At 68.7% G+C, this 13,898-nt stretch carries 13 protein-coding genes; 10 read left to right on the plus strand and 3 right to left on the minus strand.

Features of this window, described 5'->3' with window-relative positions:
• Window positions 1-12: 12 nt before the first annotated feature.
• Complete coding sequence (locus QF037_RS37355; RefSeq protein WP_307032985.1) at window positions 13-996, minus strand: RecB family exonuclease; 984 nt, start codon at window positions 994-996, stop codon at window positions 13-15.
• Window positions 997-1,170: 174 nt separating this feature from the next.
• Here QF037_RS37355 and QF037_RS37360 point away from each other — a divergent pair, with 174 nt between their 5' ends.
• From QF037_RS37360 to QF037_RS37370, 3 genes are all read left to right on the plus strand, one after another.
• Window positions 1,171-2,775: a site-2 protease family protein gene (locus tag QF037_RS37360; protein ID WP_307032988.1), complete on the plus strand. Its 1,605-nt coding sequence runs from the start codon at window positions 1,171-1,173 to the stop codon at window positions 2,773-2,775.
• A gap of 46 nt (window positions 2,776-2,821) precedes the next feature.
• Window positions 2,822-3,724, plus strand: a complete 903-nt coding sequence (locus QF037_RS37365; protein WP_266833473.1) for a tRNA (adenine-N1)-methyltransferase — start codon at window positions 2,822-2,824, stop codon at window positions 3,722-3,724.
• 213 nt (window positions 3,725-3,937) lie between these two features.
• Complete coding sequence (locus tag QF037_RS37370; RefSeq protein ID WP_307032990.1) at window positions 3,938-4,516, plus strand: hypothetical protein; 579 nt, start codon at window positions 3,938-3,940, stop codon at window positions 4,514-4,516.
• Window positions 4,517-4,540: 24 nt separating this feature from the next.
• Here QF037_RS37370 and QF037_RS37375 read toward each other — a convergent pair whose 3' ends face one another.
• The gene (locus tag QF037_RS37375) at window positions 4,541-4,846 is read right to left on the minus strand and encodes a ferredoxin (RefSeq protein ID WP_307032992.1); all 306 of its coding nucleotides are present in this window, start codon (window positions 4,844-4,846) and stop codon (window positions 4,541-4,543) included.
• Window positions 4,847-5,280: 434 nt separating this feature from the next.
• Here QF037_RS37375 and arc point away from each other — a divergent pair, with 434 nt between their 5' ends.
• From arc to prcA, 6 genes are all read left to right on the plus strand, one after another.
• Window positions 5,281-7,047: a proteasome ATPase gene (gene arc, locus QF037_RS37380; RefSeq protein WP_307032994.1), complete on the plus strand. Its 1,767-nt coding sequence runs from the start codon at window positions 5,281-5,283 to the stop codon at window positions 7,045-7,047.
• A 245-nt stretch (window positions 7,048-7,292) separates the two neighbouring features.
• Complete coding sequence (gene dop / locus QF037_RS37385) at window positions 7,293-8,804, plus strand: depupylase/deamidase Dop (protein ID WP_373463861.1); 1,512 nt, start codon at window positions 7,293-7,295, stop codon at window positions 8,802-8,804.
• A gap of 188 nt (window positions 8,805-8,992) precedes the next feature.
• Complete coding sequence (locus QF037_RS37390; protein WP_307037557.1) at window positions 8,993-9,211, plus strand: ubiquitin-like protein Pup; 219 nt, start codon at window positions 8,993-8,995, stop codon at window positions 9,209-9,211.
• A 38-nt stretch (window positions 9,212-9,249) separates the two neighbouring features.
• A complete protein-coding gene (locus QF037_RS37395) occupies window positions 9,250-9,843 on the plus strand; it encodes an endonuclease VII domain-containing protein (RefSeq protein WP_373463862.1) in 594 nt (197 codons plus the stop codon).
• Entirely contained in the window at window positions 9,795-10,640 is an 846-nt protein-coding gene (prcB, locus tag QF037_RS37400) for a proteasome subunit beta (RefSeq protein WP_307032996.1), read from the plus strand. The genes QF037_RS37395 and prcB overlap by 49 nt, the downstream gene beginning before the upstream one ends.
• Before the next feature lie 61 nt (window positions 10,641-10,701).
• Entirely contained in the window at window positions 10,702-11,439 is a 738-nt protein-coding gene (gene prcA / locus QF037_RS37405) for a proteasome subunit alpha (protein ID WP_046261817.1), read from the plus strand.
• A 63-nt stretch (window positions 11,440-11,502) separates the two neighbouring features.
• Here prcA and QF037_RS37410 read toward each other — a convergent pair whose 3' ends face one another.
• Window positions 11,503-12,519 (minus strand): LacI family DNA-binding transcriptional regulator, encoded by a 1,017-nt coding sequence (locus QF037_RS37410; protein WP_307032998.1) that lies wholly within the window; start codon window positions 12,517-12,519, stop codon window positions 11,503-11,505.
• Between the two features lie 119 nt (window positions 12,520-12,638).
• On the opposite strand from QF037_RS37410, the gene QF037_RS37415 reads away from it, so the two are divergent.
• A complete protein-coding gene (locus tag QF037_RS37415; protein WP_307033000.1) occupies window positions 12,639-13,898 on the plus strand; it encodes an MFS transporter in 1,260 nt (419 codons plus the stop codon).

Below are 13,898 nucleotides of genomic sequence, written 5' to 3' on the forward strand. Positions count from 1 at the left end.
AGTCTCCTTCGCCTAGTCCGGGCCCATTCTGCCCTGTGAGCCGTCACCGGACTCGGCCGCCCTCACCGCCAGCGGATACGGCGGGGGGGTGCCACCGAACTCCGGGCAGTGGGCCTGGTGATCGCACCAGCCGCACAGCTTGGTCGGGCGGGGGCGCCAGTCACCCGTCTCCGTCGCCTCCCGGATCGCCTCCCACAGCGCGAGCAGCTTGCGCTCGACACGCTCCAGGTCGGCGAGGACCGGGTCGTACGTCAAAACGTCACCGCTGCCCAGGTAGACGAGCTGAAGACGGCGCGGGATCACGTTCTTCAGCCGCCAGACCACCAGGGCGTAGAACTTCATCTGGAACAGAGCACCCTCGGCATACTCCGGCCTGGGCGCCTTGCCGGTCTTGTAGTCGACGATGCGGACATCGCCCGTCGGCGCCACATCCACCCGGTCGATGATCCCGCGCAGCTTCAGCCCCGAGTCCAGCACGGCCTCCACGAACAGCTCACGCTCGGCCGGCTCCAGCCTCGTCGGGTCCTCCAGGCCGAACCACCGCTCCACGAGCTGCTCGGCCTCACCCAGCCACCGCGCCAGCCGCTCACCCTCCGGATCGTCCGCGAACAGCTCCACGACCTCCGGCCGGGTCTCCCGCAGCCGGTCCCACTGACCCGGGATGAGCGACTTGGCCCGCGGCGGCGTCCGCTCCGCCGCCGGGGCGTCGAAGAGCCGCTCGAGGACCGCATGCACCAAAGTGCCCCGCGTCGCCGCCTCGCTCGGCTTCTCCGGCAGCCGGTCGATCACCCGGAACCGGTACAGCAGCGGGCACTGCATGAAGTCACTGGCACGCGAGGGCGACAAGGACGCGGGCGCTATGGCGACACGCGCCTCGACGACGGCCGCCGTGGCCGCCGCCTCCCGCGTCGTCGCCTGCTCGTCCGGGACCGGCGGATCCACTTCCGCGATCCCGCCGCCGGGGGTCTCGGCCGCGCCCTCTGTGCTCGTCTCCATGACCCCAGACCTTACGGCCCACCACTGACAGTGACCCAGTCGCGGCCGAGACCCCCGCGACAACAGAGAAAACAGAGGGGGTGCCGAGGCGGAACGCGTGACGACCGCCGCATACCATCGACCCGAGACCCTTCCGCCGGCAGGCGCGGAAGACGCTTCGAACGAGGGGAAACCGTGGACGAGAGCGGCGGGAGCGGGCACCCGCGGTCCGGCAACGACGAGCCGGCCCACCAGCACGCAGGCCCTGCGGCCCCGACCGCCGACCCCGAACACCCCGACGCGGACGCCCCCGAGCAGGGCGCCGACGCCGCTGCCGCCGCCCGCTCCGAGGAAGACACCGCGGACGCGCCGAAGCACGACAGCGAGACCGCGGAGACCGCCGCGACGGCGCCTTCGGCAAAAACCCCGGCCTCACACGAGGACACCACGCCGGACGAGGGGGAACGGCCCGCCGCCGACGCCACCCCGTCGCAGCACACCCCGGAGCACCCCGCCGCCGACGGAAACGGCACGGAAACAGCACCCGAGGACCGCCCCGCCACTCCCGCCGACGCCCCCCACACCCACCCCGACCGCACCCTCGCCCACTCCGGCACGGCCAGGAGCCGCCCGCCCCGCCGCCAGAAGGACCCCGGCGGCGGGCTCCTCATGGGACGCCCCTTCGGCGTGCCCGTGTACGTCGCACCCAGCTGGTTCCTCGTCGCCGCCCTCATCACCTGGGTCTTCGGCGGCCAACTGGACCGCGTCCTGCCCGAACTCGGAGCCGCCCGCTACCTCGTGTCGCTCTTCTTCGCGGTCGCCTTCTACGCCTCCGTGCTCGTGCACGAACTCGCCCACACCGTCGCCGCCCTCCGCTTCAAACTGCCCGTACGCCGCATCCAGCTCCAGTTCTTCGGCGGCGTCTCCGAGATCGAGAAAGAAGCCGAGACCCCGGGCCGGGAGTTCGTCCTGGCCTTCGTCGGCCCCCTCCTCTCCCTCGTCCTCGCCGGCCTCTTCTACCTCGCCATGCAGCCCGTGGAACCCGGCACCGTCCCCGGCGTCCTGCTGGCCGGCCTGATGATCTCCAACCTCATCGTGGCCGCCTTCAACCTCCTGCCCGGCCTGCCCCTCGACGGCGGCCGCATGCTCCGCGCGGTCGTCTGGAAGATCACCGGCAAACCCATGAGCGGCACCATCGCCGCCGCCTGGGTCGGCCGCGCCCTCGCCGTCTGCGTCCTCATCGGCCTCCCCCTGCTCACCCAGTCCGGGGCACTCGGCTCCAACGCCGAGGACAACGTCGGCATGGACACCGTGATGGACGCCCTGCTCGCCGCCATCCTCGCCGCGATCATCTGGACCGGCGCCGGCAACAGCCTCCGCATGGCCCGCCTGCGCGAACACCTCCCCGAACTGCGCGCCCGCAACCTCACCCGCCGCGCCGTCCCCGTCGAGACGAACACCCCCCTGTCGGAAGCCCTGCGCCGCGCCAACGAAGCCGGCGCCCGCGCCCTGGTCGTCGTCGACGCCGACGGCGAACCCCTCTCCCTCGTCCGCGAGGCCGCCATCGTCGGCGTCCCCGAACACCGCCGCCCCTGGGTCGCCGTCAGCGGCCTCGCCCAAGACCTCACCGACGGCATGCGCGTCTCCGTGGAACTCGCCGGCGAAGACCTCCTGGACACCCTGCGCGCCACCCCCGCCACCGAATACCTGGTGGTCGAGGAGACCGGAGAGATCTACGGCGTCCTGTCCGCCGCCGACGTCGAGCGCGCCTTCGTCAAGGCCATGGCCCGCCCCAGCTGAACTTCACGTGGTCGGCGCCCCCCACAAACCCCGGTAGTCTGTTCACATGTCCGAACCGACCGGTGCCGCCCGCAGGCGCGGGCCCTTCAAGGTCGGGGACCAGGTTCAGCTGACCGACCCCAAGGGCCGCCACTACACGTTCACGCTCGAGGCCGGGAAGAACTTCCACACCCACAAGGGTTCCTTCCCCCACGACGAACTGATCGGCGCTCCCGAGGGCAGCGTTGTCCGCACCACCGGGAACGTCGCCTACCTCGCGCTGCGCCCCCTGCTCCCCGACTACGTCCTGTCCATGCCCCGCGGGGCAGCCGTCGTCTACCCGAAGGACGCGGGGCAGATCCTCGCCTTCGCCGACATCTTCCCCGGCGCACGCGTCGTCGAAGCCGGCGTCGGCTCCGGCTCGCTCAGCAGCTTCCTGCTGCGCGCCATCGGCGACCAGGGCATGCTGCACAGCTACGAGCGCCGCGAGGACTTCGCCGAGATCGCCCAACAGAACGTCGAGCGCTACTTCGGCGGCCCGCACCCCGCCTGGCAGCTCACCGTCGGCGACCTCCAGGACAACCTGTCCGACACCGACGTCGACCGCGTCATCCTCGACATGCTCGCCCCCTGGGAATGCCTGGAGGCCGTCTCCAAGGCGCTGGTCCCCGGCGGCATCCTCTGCTGCTACGTCGCGACCACCACCCAGCTCGCCCGGACCGTCGAATCCATCCGCGAGATCGGCAGCTTCAACGAGCCGACCTCCTGGGAGACGATGATCCGCAACTGGCACGTCGAGGGCCTGGCCGTCCGCCCCGACCACCGGATGATCGGCCACACCGGCTTCCTGCTCACCGCCCGCCGCCTCGCCGACGGCGTCGAGCCGCCCATGCGCCGCCGCCGCCCCGCCAAGGGCGCCTACGGCGAGGACTACACCGGCCCGAACGCCGACGGAGGCTCCGGCCGCTGAGGCGGCCCCCAGCCGCATACAACGCAACCGCGCCGTGGCCGAGTTCCCGACAGTCGTCCGGAACTCGGCCACGGCGCTCTTTCATTGACACCGCACCAGAAAACGCAAGGCCGCGAGCCGACAAGCACCGACCCCGCCGTTCCGCCACGGCGAGCCGTGTGGCAGCATGCTGGCCACCCCCACCGGCACCAGCCCTCTCGGGAGTCACCCTCAGTGCAGCAATCCGCGGTCCCGGAACTCGCTCACACCCACACCCGCCCCATCCACTGGGTCGCCACCGCCACAGCAGTCGCCGGCGTCATAGCGCTCTCCTCGGTACTCCAGCCGAATCCGGCCACCGCCGCCCAGGCCGCCGGCCCCCAGTCACACAGCGCCCCCACCACCGTCACCGCCCCCGACCCCGCCCACATCGACTTCCCGATCGAATGCGGCCCGGTCAAGGCACTCGTGGTGAAGAAAGCCTCCGGCGACCTCGACGGTGACGGCAGGCCCGAAACCGTGGCGGTCGTCCACTGCGACGCCCCCATGGGCACCCCACCCGACGGCGTCTACGTCCTCACCCAGGCCGCCGACGCCAAAACCCCCCGCGTCGTCGCGACCCTCGTGAACCCCAAGGACCGCATCACCGTCAACACCCTCACGGTCTCCGACGCGACGGTCACCGCCGACATGGTCGGCTACTCCTCGGACTCCGTACCCAGTTGCTGCCCCGACGTCACCACGGGCGCCAAGTGGCAGTGGAAGAACGGCACCTTCGTCCGCTCCACACCCGCAGGCGCCCACAGCGTCTGATACGCACGCAGGGCACCCGACGACTCAGTCCGCCTCGGGCCCGTACACCTCGACCCGATCCGACACCCGGCGCACATGAATGCACTCGCCGGGACACTCCTTGGCCGAGTCCACCACGTCCGTGAGCAACGGCAGTGGCACCGGCGTCGTCGCGCCCTTGGCCTGCAGCAGCTCGTCGCCCGTGCCCTTCACATAGGCCAGACCATCGATGTCCAGCTCGAACACCTCGGGCGCGTACTGCGCACAGATGCCGTCGCCGGTACAGAGATCCTGATCGATCCAGACCTCGAGAGCCTCACCGTCGGCCACAGCTTCCTGCTGCACGCTCATGTCTCCTGCCCCATCGGGTGCTGAACACCCACGACCCTACCCCCGGCCACCCGCGCCCGACGGCCCCGCCAAAGGAGCCCCGGACCGTGACACGTCCCGCCCGCCCGTACACGCTCCGTCAACGAACTCAAGACGCGATCGAGCCGGACCGCAGCCCCGCTGGAGCGCGCCGCGGGCACTCCAGCCCCAGTTCCACGGGCCCCCGACCGGCGACGCTGTGGGCAACTCCGGCCCACCGTGGAAGATTTCGAGCACTCCGACCTTGGAACAGTCCGCTTCTGAAGCACGTTCACTGGGTATCCACACGGCGTAGAGGGATGGCGCAGGGTGACCGACGACACACCTTGACACTCATGGTGATCTAGGGGTTTCAATCGACACCCACCCAGGTAGGGTCTGGAAGCGTCCAGCTCCCCTTGGAGGAGGTGAGGACCGTGGCAGCCCACGACGACGACATGAACCGCGGCATCCGCCCGGGACGAGGGTCCGACGACCCGGCCGGGCAGATTGCCTACCTTGAGCAGGAGATCGCCGTCCTGCGACGCAAGCTCGCCGACTCTCCGCGGCACACGAGAATTCTCGAAGAGCGGATCGTCGAACTGCAGACCAATCTGGCCGGCGTGTCCGCCCAGAACGAACGACTCGCCAACACACTCCGCGAGGCCCGCGACCAGATCGTGGCCCTCAAGGAAGAAGTCGACCGGCTCGCACAGCCACCGGCCGGCTTCGGAGTCTTCCTGCAGGCCAACGAGGACGGCACCGCCGACATCTTCACCGGAGGACGCAAACTCCGCGTGAACGTCAGCCCCAGCGTCGAACTCGAAGAACTCCGGCGCGGCCAGGAACTGATGCTCAACGAAGCACTCAACGTGGTCGAGGCCATGGAGTTCGAGAGCGTCGGCGACATCGTCACCCTCAAGGAAATCCTCGAGGACGGCGAACGCGCACTCGTGCAGGGGCACACCGACGAGGAAAGGGTGGTGCGGCTCGCCGAGCCACTCCTGGACGTAGTCATCCGCCCCGGCGACGCCCTGCTCCTCGAACCCCGATCCGGATACGTCTACGAAGTCGTTCCCAAGAGCGAGGTCGAGGAACTCGTCCTCGAAGAGGTCCCCGACATCGGCTACGAGCAGATCGGCGGTCTCGGCGGCCAGATCGAGGCCATCCGCGACGCGGTCGAGCTCCCGTACCTCTACCCCGACCTGTTCAAGGAGCACGAACTGCGGCCGCCCAAGGGCGTGCTGCTCTACGGGCCCCCCGGATGCGGCAAGACGCTCATCGCCAAGGCCGTCGCCAACTCGCTGGCCAAGAAGGTCGCCGAAGTCACCGGCCAGGCCACCGGCAAGAGCTTCTTCCTCAACATCAAGGGCCCCGAACTCCTCAACAAGTACGTCGGCGAGACCGAGCGGCAGATCCGCCTCGTCTTCCAGCGTGCACGTGAGAAGGCCTCCGAGGGCACACCCGTCATCGTCTTCTTCGACGAGATGGAATCCCTCTTCCGCACCCGCGGCTCCGGTGTCAGCTCGGACGTGGAGAACACCATCGTCCCCCAGCTCCTCGCCGAGATCGACGGCGTGGAAGGCCTGCAGAACGTGGTCGTGATCGGCGCCTCCAACCGCGAGGACATGATCGACCCCGCCATCCTGCGCCCCGGCCGCCTGGACGTGAAGATCAAGATCGAGCGTCCCGACGCCGAGGCCGCCAAGGACATCTTCGGCAAGTACCTGACCGAACGCCTCCCGCTGCACTCCGACGACGTCGGCGAGCACGGCGGCAACAGGACCACCACGGTCCAGAGCATGATCCAGACCGCCGTGGAACACATGTACGCCGAATCCGAGGAAAACCGCTTCCTGGAAGTCACCTACGCCAACGGCGACAAGGAAGTCCTCTACTTCAAGGACTTCAACTCCGGCGCCATGATCGAGAACATCGTGGGCCGCGCCAAGAAGATGGCGATCAAGGACTTCCTCGACCACAACGCCAAGGGCCTTCGCGTCTCCCACCTCCTCCAGGCCTGCGTGGACGAGTTCAAGGAGAACGAGGACCTGCCCAACACCACCAACCCGGACGACTGGGCCCGGATCTCCGGAAAGAAGGGCGAACGGATCGTCTACATCCGTACCCTCATCACCGGAAAGCAGGGTGCCGACACCGGACGCTCCATCGACACGGTGGCCAACACCGGTCAGTACCTGTAAAGGCAGGGCGGCTGCGGGTGCCCTCACCGGGTACCCGCAGCCGACTGTTTTTCAGACAACTAACCGGAACAAGAGGCGTGCAAGGCAATGACGCAAATGATCTCCCCACCAGCGCAAAGCCGTTCTAGGCTCTTCGGTACCGCCGAGTCGCGCAGTGCGGGGACGGGCACCGCACACGCACCGGAGCGCCAGCGGTACTTGAGCGCCGCCCCCGACCGAGGGCGCCGCCGGGCAAGGAGGGCCGCATGACTGTACGGCGAGTAATGGGCATCGAGACGGAGTACGGGATCTCCGTCCCCGGCCACCCCAACGCCAATGCCATGCTCACCTCGTCCCAGATCGTCAACGCCTACGCGGCGGCGATGCACCGGGCCCGACGTGCCCGCTGGGACTTCGAGGAGGAGAACCCGCTGCGGGACGCGCGGGGCTTCGACCTCGCCCGCGAAACCGCCGACTCCAGCCAGCTCACCGACGAGGACATCGGCCTCGCCAACGTCATCCTCACCAACGGCGCACGCCTGTACGTCGACCACGCACACCCCGAGTACAGCGCCCCCGAGGTCACCAACCCACGCGACGCCGTCCTCTGGGACAAAGCCGGCGAGCGCATCATGGCCGAAGCCGCCGAACGCGCGGCCCAGCTCCCCGGCGCCCAGCCGATCCACCTCTACAAGAACAACACCGACAACAAGGGCGCCTCTTACGGCACACACGAGAACTACCTGATGAAGCGGGAAACCCCCTTCTCGGACATCGTGCGCCACCTCACGCCCTTCTTCGTCTCCCGCCAGGTCTTCGCCGGGGCCGGCCGCGTCGGCATCGGCCAGGACGGCCACGAACACGGCTTCCAGATCAGCCAGCGCGCCGACTACTTCGAGGTCGAGGTCGGCCTCGAGACCACCCTCAAGCGCCCCATCATCAACACCCGCGACGAGCCGCACGCGGACGCCGAGAAGTACCGCCGCCTCCACGTCATCATCGGCGACGCGAACCTCTCGGAGATCTCCACCTACCTCAAGCTCGGCACGACCGCCCTGGTCCTGTCCATGATCGAGGACGGCTTCATCGCCGTCGACCTGGCCGTGGACCAGCCCGTACGCACCCTCCACCAGGTCTCCCACGACCCGACACTCCAGCGCCTGGTCACCCTCCGCAGCGGCCGCACACTCACCGCGGTCCAACTGCAGATGGAGTACTTCGAGCTGTCCCGCAAGTACGTGGAGGAGCGCTTCGGCGCGGACGCCGACGAACAGACCAAGGACGTCCTGGCCCGCTGGGAGGACACTCTCAACCGGCTCGAGAACGACCCCATGAGCCTCGCAGGCGAGCTGGACTGGGTCGCCAAGCGCGAACTCATGGAGAGCTACCGGCGCCGCGACGACCTCGACTGGGACGCCGCGAAGCTCCACCTCCTCGACCTCCAGTACGCCGACGTACGGGCCGAGAAGGGCCTCTACAACCGTCTCGCCGCCCGCGGCAGGATCAAGCGCCTCCTGGACGAGTCCGACGTCGAGCGGGCCCGTACGAAGCCGCCGGAGGACACACGCGCGTACTTCCGGGGCCGCTGCCTCGAGCAGTACGCCGACGACGTCGCCGCGGCCTCCTGGGACTCGGTGATCTTCGACCTGCCGGGGCGGGACTCTCTGCAGCGCGTTCCAACCCTGGAACCGCTTCGCGGAACGCGTAATCACGTCAAGGAGCTCCTGGACCGCTGTCGCACCGCGGAAGACCTGGTCAGGGTCCTCTCCGGCAACTGAGCGGGTACCCGGAACAAGACCTCCGGACAGGGTGGAAACCCCGACGTCCGGGAATCATCGAGATGGCCCCCGTACGTTGAGGAAACTGCGGGGCCGATGTCAGACCGGGCTTGTAGGGTCTGATCATCACCGATCGGCGGATAGCCGACCTGGCGACCATGTCGGGCGAAACGAGCGGGGTGAGGGTTATGTCAACCAAGGACACCGGCGGCGGCCAGCAGAAGGCCACACGCTCCACCGAGGAAGTCGAGGAGGCGGCGCCGGAGGCGGCAGCCACCGAGGACCTCAAGGAGCGCCAGGAAAAGCTGAGCGACGACGTGGACTCCGTCCTGGATGAGATCGACGACGTCCTAGAGGAGAACGCCGAGGACTTCGTGCGGTCCTTCGTTCAGAAGGGTGGAGAGTAGTTTTTCCCTTCGAATCGAAGGTGACGGGGGAGTCGAGAGTGGAAAGCGAAGAAGGTGTGAGGCGCTGCTCGCGGTGTAAGGAGTGCAAGCCGCGAGCAGCGTTCGCGCGAAACAAGGCGATGCGTGATGGGTTGCAGGCCTATTGCCGCGAGTGCGCGGCTGTCTACCACCAGCAGCGGCAGGTGGCGAAGGGGCGCAACGTTCGGCTGAGGGTGGATGTCCCTGCCGGGCACAAGCTCTGCCGCACCTGTGGCGAGGTCAAGCCGCACAGTGAATGGCATCGCAACGCGACTGCCTCGGACGGTCTGGTAACGCGCTGCAAAGCTTGCCGGGCCGAGCGCGGGCGGGAGGATCACCTAAAACGTAAGTACGGCATGACGGAAGCCGAGCGTGACGAGTTGATCGCCTCTCAAGGGGGCGTCTGCTGCATATGTTTGGCGGCGTTGCCCGAGCATGTTGATCACTGTCACGAGACGGGTAGGGTCCGAGGCGTACTGTGCTTCAGCTGCAACGCGGCGCTGGGGCAGTTCAAGGATCGGCCCGACGTCATAAGGCGGGCTGCAACGTATGTGGAAGGAATCGCGTGGAAGCCAACACTCGTAGCACCGGGCGTCTACCAGCTGCCTTCCTGACGCCTGGGTCCGCCTCCTTCATGGACTTCCTGTCCGCGCATCAGCCGGAGATGCTGCCGGGCAACCGCCAACTGCCGCCGACGCAGGGCGTGATCGAGGCGCCGCACGGCACCACGATCGTCGGCGTGACCTTCCCTGGCGGGGTCGTGCTGGCCGGTGACCGGCGGGCGACGATGGGCAATGTCATCGCGCAGCGGGACATCGAGAAGGTGTTCCCGGCGGACGAGTACTCGGCCGTCGGTATCGCCGGCACCGCTGGTCTGGCCGTGGAGATGGTGAAGCTGTTCCAGCTGGAGTTGGAGCACTTCGAGAAGGTCGAGGGGGCGCAGCTCTCGCTGGAGGGCAAGGCGAACCGGCTGTCGACCATGATCCGTTCCAACCTCGGTATGGCGATGCAGGGTCTGGCCGTGGTGCCGCTGTTCGCGGGGTATGACGTGGACCGTGGCCGGGGGCGTATTTTCTCCTACGACGTCACCGGTGGTCGCTCCGAGGAGCACAACTTCGCTGCCACCGGTTCGGGCTCGGTCTTTGCCCGGGGTGCGATGAAGAAGTTCTTCCATGACGGTCTGTCCGAGGCCGAGGCCACGATGCTGGTGGTGCAGGCCTTGTATGACGCGGCTGACGACGATTCGGCGACCGGTGGTCCCGATGTCGCGCGCCGGATCTATCCGATCGTCACCGTGATCACCGAGGATGGCTTCCGCCGGCTGACGGACGAGGAGTCCTCCGAGATCGCCCGTTCGATCCTGGAGCGGCGTCTGGAGCAGCCTGACGGTCCGCGGGCCGCGCTGCTGTAGCGGCGGATCCGGTGCTTGCAAGGTGATCGCAGTGACTTCGACAGAAAGGGACGGATAACCGGTGTCGACGCCGTTCTATGTCTCCCCCCAGCAGGCGATGGCCGACCGGGCGGAGTACGCCCGCAAGGGCATCGCCCGCGGTCGCAGCCTGGTCGTGCTGCAGTATGCCGACGGCATTGTCTTCGTCGGTGAGAACCCGTCCCGTGCGCTGCACAAGTTCAGCGAGATCTATGACCGGATCGGTTTCGCGGCCGCCGGTAAGTACAACGAGTACGAGAATCTGCGGATCGGTGGTGTGCGCTACGCGGATCTGCGGGGCTACACCTATGACCGTGATGACGTGACCGCTCGTGGTCTCGCGAATGTCTACGCCCAGACGTTGGGCACGATCTTCTCCAGTGCGGCCGAGAAGCCGTACGAGGTGGAGCTGGTCGTGGCCGAGGTGGGGGAGACGCCGGAGGGTGATCAGATCTATCGGCTGCCGCATGACGGTTCGATCGTGGACGAGCACGGCTCGGTCGCGGTGGGTGGCAATGCCGAGCAGATCAGTGGTTACCTCGATCAGCGTCATCAGGACGGCATGAGCCTCGCCGAGGCCCTGAAGCTGGCCGTGCAGGCCTTGTCCCGGGACACCAACGGCACGGAGCGGGAGATCCCCGCCGAGCGTCTGGAGGTGGCGGTGCTGGACCGTACGCGTCCGCAGCAGCGTAAGTTCAAGCGCATCGTGGGCCGTCAGCTCGACCGGCTTCTCGAGGCGGGTGGCGCGGCCACGGAGGCGGAGAGCTCCGAGGAGGAGTAGTCCCGCGTCTCGTCCCGTCCCTTTGTGTGCCCCGGCCGATGACTCGGCCGGGGCACAGGGCGTTCAGGGGCCGGTGGGGGGTGCTGTGGAGCCTCGTACGACGAGTTCGACGGGGATGTCCCCTGCGTCGGGTGTACGGCCTTCCAGGACTGCCAGGAGGGCGCGCATACCGTGCTCGCCGAAGAGTTCGGCGTCGAGTCGTACGGTGGTCAGTTCCGGGTCGAGGGCGGCGGCGAGGGCGATGTCGTCGACGCCGGTGACGGAGACGTCGTCGGGGATGCGCAGGCCTCGTCGGCGCAGGGCTTTGTAGGCGCCGGCCGCCAGTTTGTCGTCGTCACAGACCACGGCGGTGGGGTGGGGGCCGGGGGTGCGGAGTGCCGTCTCGGTGGCGGTGAGGGCGCCTTCGATGGAGATGGGTGTGTGTGCTGTGTGGAGTGAGGTGCCCGGCACTGTCGCGAGGCGTGCGGCGAGTTCGCGTGCGCGTACCTCGAAGGTCCAGGAGGGGATGTCGGCGGCCAGGTGCAGGAAGCGTCGGTGTCCCTGGTTCAGCAGGTGGTCGGCGACCTGGCGGGTGCCGTCGGCGATGTCCAGGTTCACGGTCGCGGCGCCCAGGCTGCCGTGGGGGTCGCTGTCGAGCATGACGAGGGGGAGCTGGTCGCCGCGGATGGCGGTGAGGGCGTCTGCGGCCATGGAGGAGGCGAGGACGCCGTCCAGGGCGGCCTGGGCGGAGGCGAAGGGGTTTCTGGCGGGGCCGACGCCTTCGGGGGAGGGGTACAGGAGGACGCCGAAGCCGTGTGCGGCGGCGATGCGTGCGGCGCCGGTGTAGACGCCGGCGAAGAATTCCGTGGTCAGGGCGGGTACGACGAGCAGGACGGTGCGGGTGCGGCCGAGGCGGAGGTTGCGGGCGGCGAGGTTGGGGCGGTAGCCGAGTTCGTGGGCGGCTCGGCGTACCCGGTCGGCGGTGGTTTCGGAGACGCGGCCTCGCCATTTGTCGCCGAGTACCAGGGAGACGGTGGCCTGGGAGACGTCGGCGGCTTGGGCGACGTCGCGGCTGGTGGGGCGTGCGCTGCCTCGTGCCACCGGCTGCCTGCTCCTTTGTCTGGACTCGTCAACAGCGCACATGGTACGTATGACGGAGGACGTTATACGTAAAACCTCATGCGTCACCGGCGCACGTCACGGCACGGGAAGGGCGGGACATGGCCGCGGGATACCTGGAGATCCTCAGGGCGAGGCACGCCACACGGTTGCTGGTCGGCACCCTGGTGGGCCGGCTGCCGAACGCCACCGCGGCCATCGCGATCGTGCTGTTCGTGCGTGCGGAGGGCGGCTCGTACAGCCTCGCCGGAGCGCTCGCGGCGGTCTACGGTGTCGCCAACGCCGTCGGTCAGCCGGTGCTGGGCCGGCTGGTGGACCTGTACGGCCAGCCGCGCGTCCAGCTGCCCGCGGCGGTCGCCTCCGCCCTGGCGATGGTGGCCTTCGCGTTCACCGGCCCTGACACGCTCGCGGCCGCCTGTGCCGCCGTGGCCCTCGCCGGGCTCTTCACGCCGCCGCTGGAGGGCGGACTGCGGGCGCTGTGGCCGAGTGTTCTGCGCAAGGAGGGCCAGGTGCACACGGCGTACGCGATGGACGCCGTGGCGCAGGAAGTCATGTTCACCCTCGGGCCGTTGCTGGTGACGGTGTGCACGTCGCTGTGGTCGGCCCGGGCCGCGCTGCTGGTTCTGAACGTCATCGGGGTGCTCGGCGCGCTCTCGGTGGTCGTGTCGCGGCCGTCGCGCGGGTGGCGTTCGGCGCCGCGTGAGGCGCACTGGCTCGGTGCGCTGCGCTCTCCCGGACTGCTGGCGCTGCTGGGCGCGTTCCTGTTCGTCGGTATCGCGCTGGGGTCCATCACGGTCGCCTCGGTGCCGTACGCCGACGACCACGGCGGCGACGTGGTGTACGGCTGGCTGATGGCGGCGATCGGTCTGGGGGCCCTCATCGGCGGCACCGTGTACGGCGCGCGGCAGTGGACCGGTGAGCCGGCGCGTCGACTGCGGGTGCTGGTGGCTCTGCTGGCGGTGTGTTATCTGCCGCTGCTGCTGATGCCCGGCGCGGTCGCCATGGTGCTGCTGACGGTGGTCGCGGGGGTGTTCCTCGCGCCCGCCATCGCGTGTGCTTTCGTGCTGGTCGACCATCACGCGCCGCGGGGCACGGTCACGGAGGCTTTCTCGTGGCTTGTGACGACGTTCACCGTGGGTGCCTCGGTCGGAACGGGCGTCGCGGGGCCGGTCGTAGAGGCCGGTGGGGCCGTGTGGGGTTTCGCCGTACCGGGTGTGGCGGGGGGTGTCTCCCTGCTGGTTCTGCTGGCCACCGGGCGGGTCCTCGCAGCTCCCGGTGGGCGGGGGGTGGTTGCGGCTTCATCGGAAAATGATCCAAACCGTGCCGTCGAACCCCGTTTCAGCACAGGGGATCGGGCGTAA

This window comes from Streptomyces canus, assembly GCF_030815415.1.
Classification (GTDB): domain Bacteria; phylum Actinomycetota; class Actinomycetes; order Streptomycetales; family Streptomycetaceae; genus Streptomyces; species Streptomyces canus_F.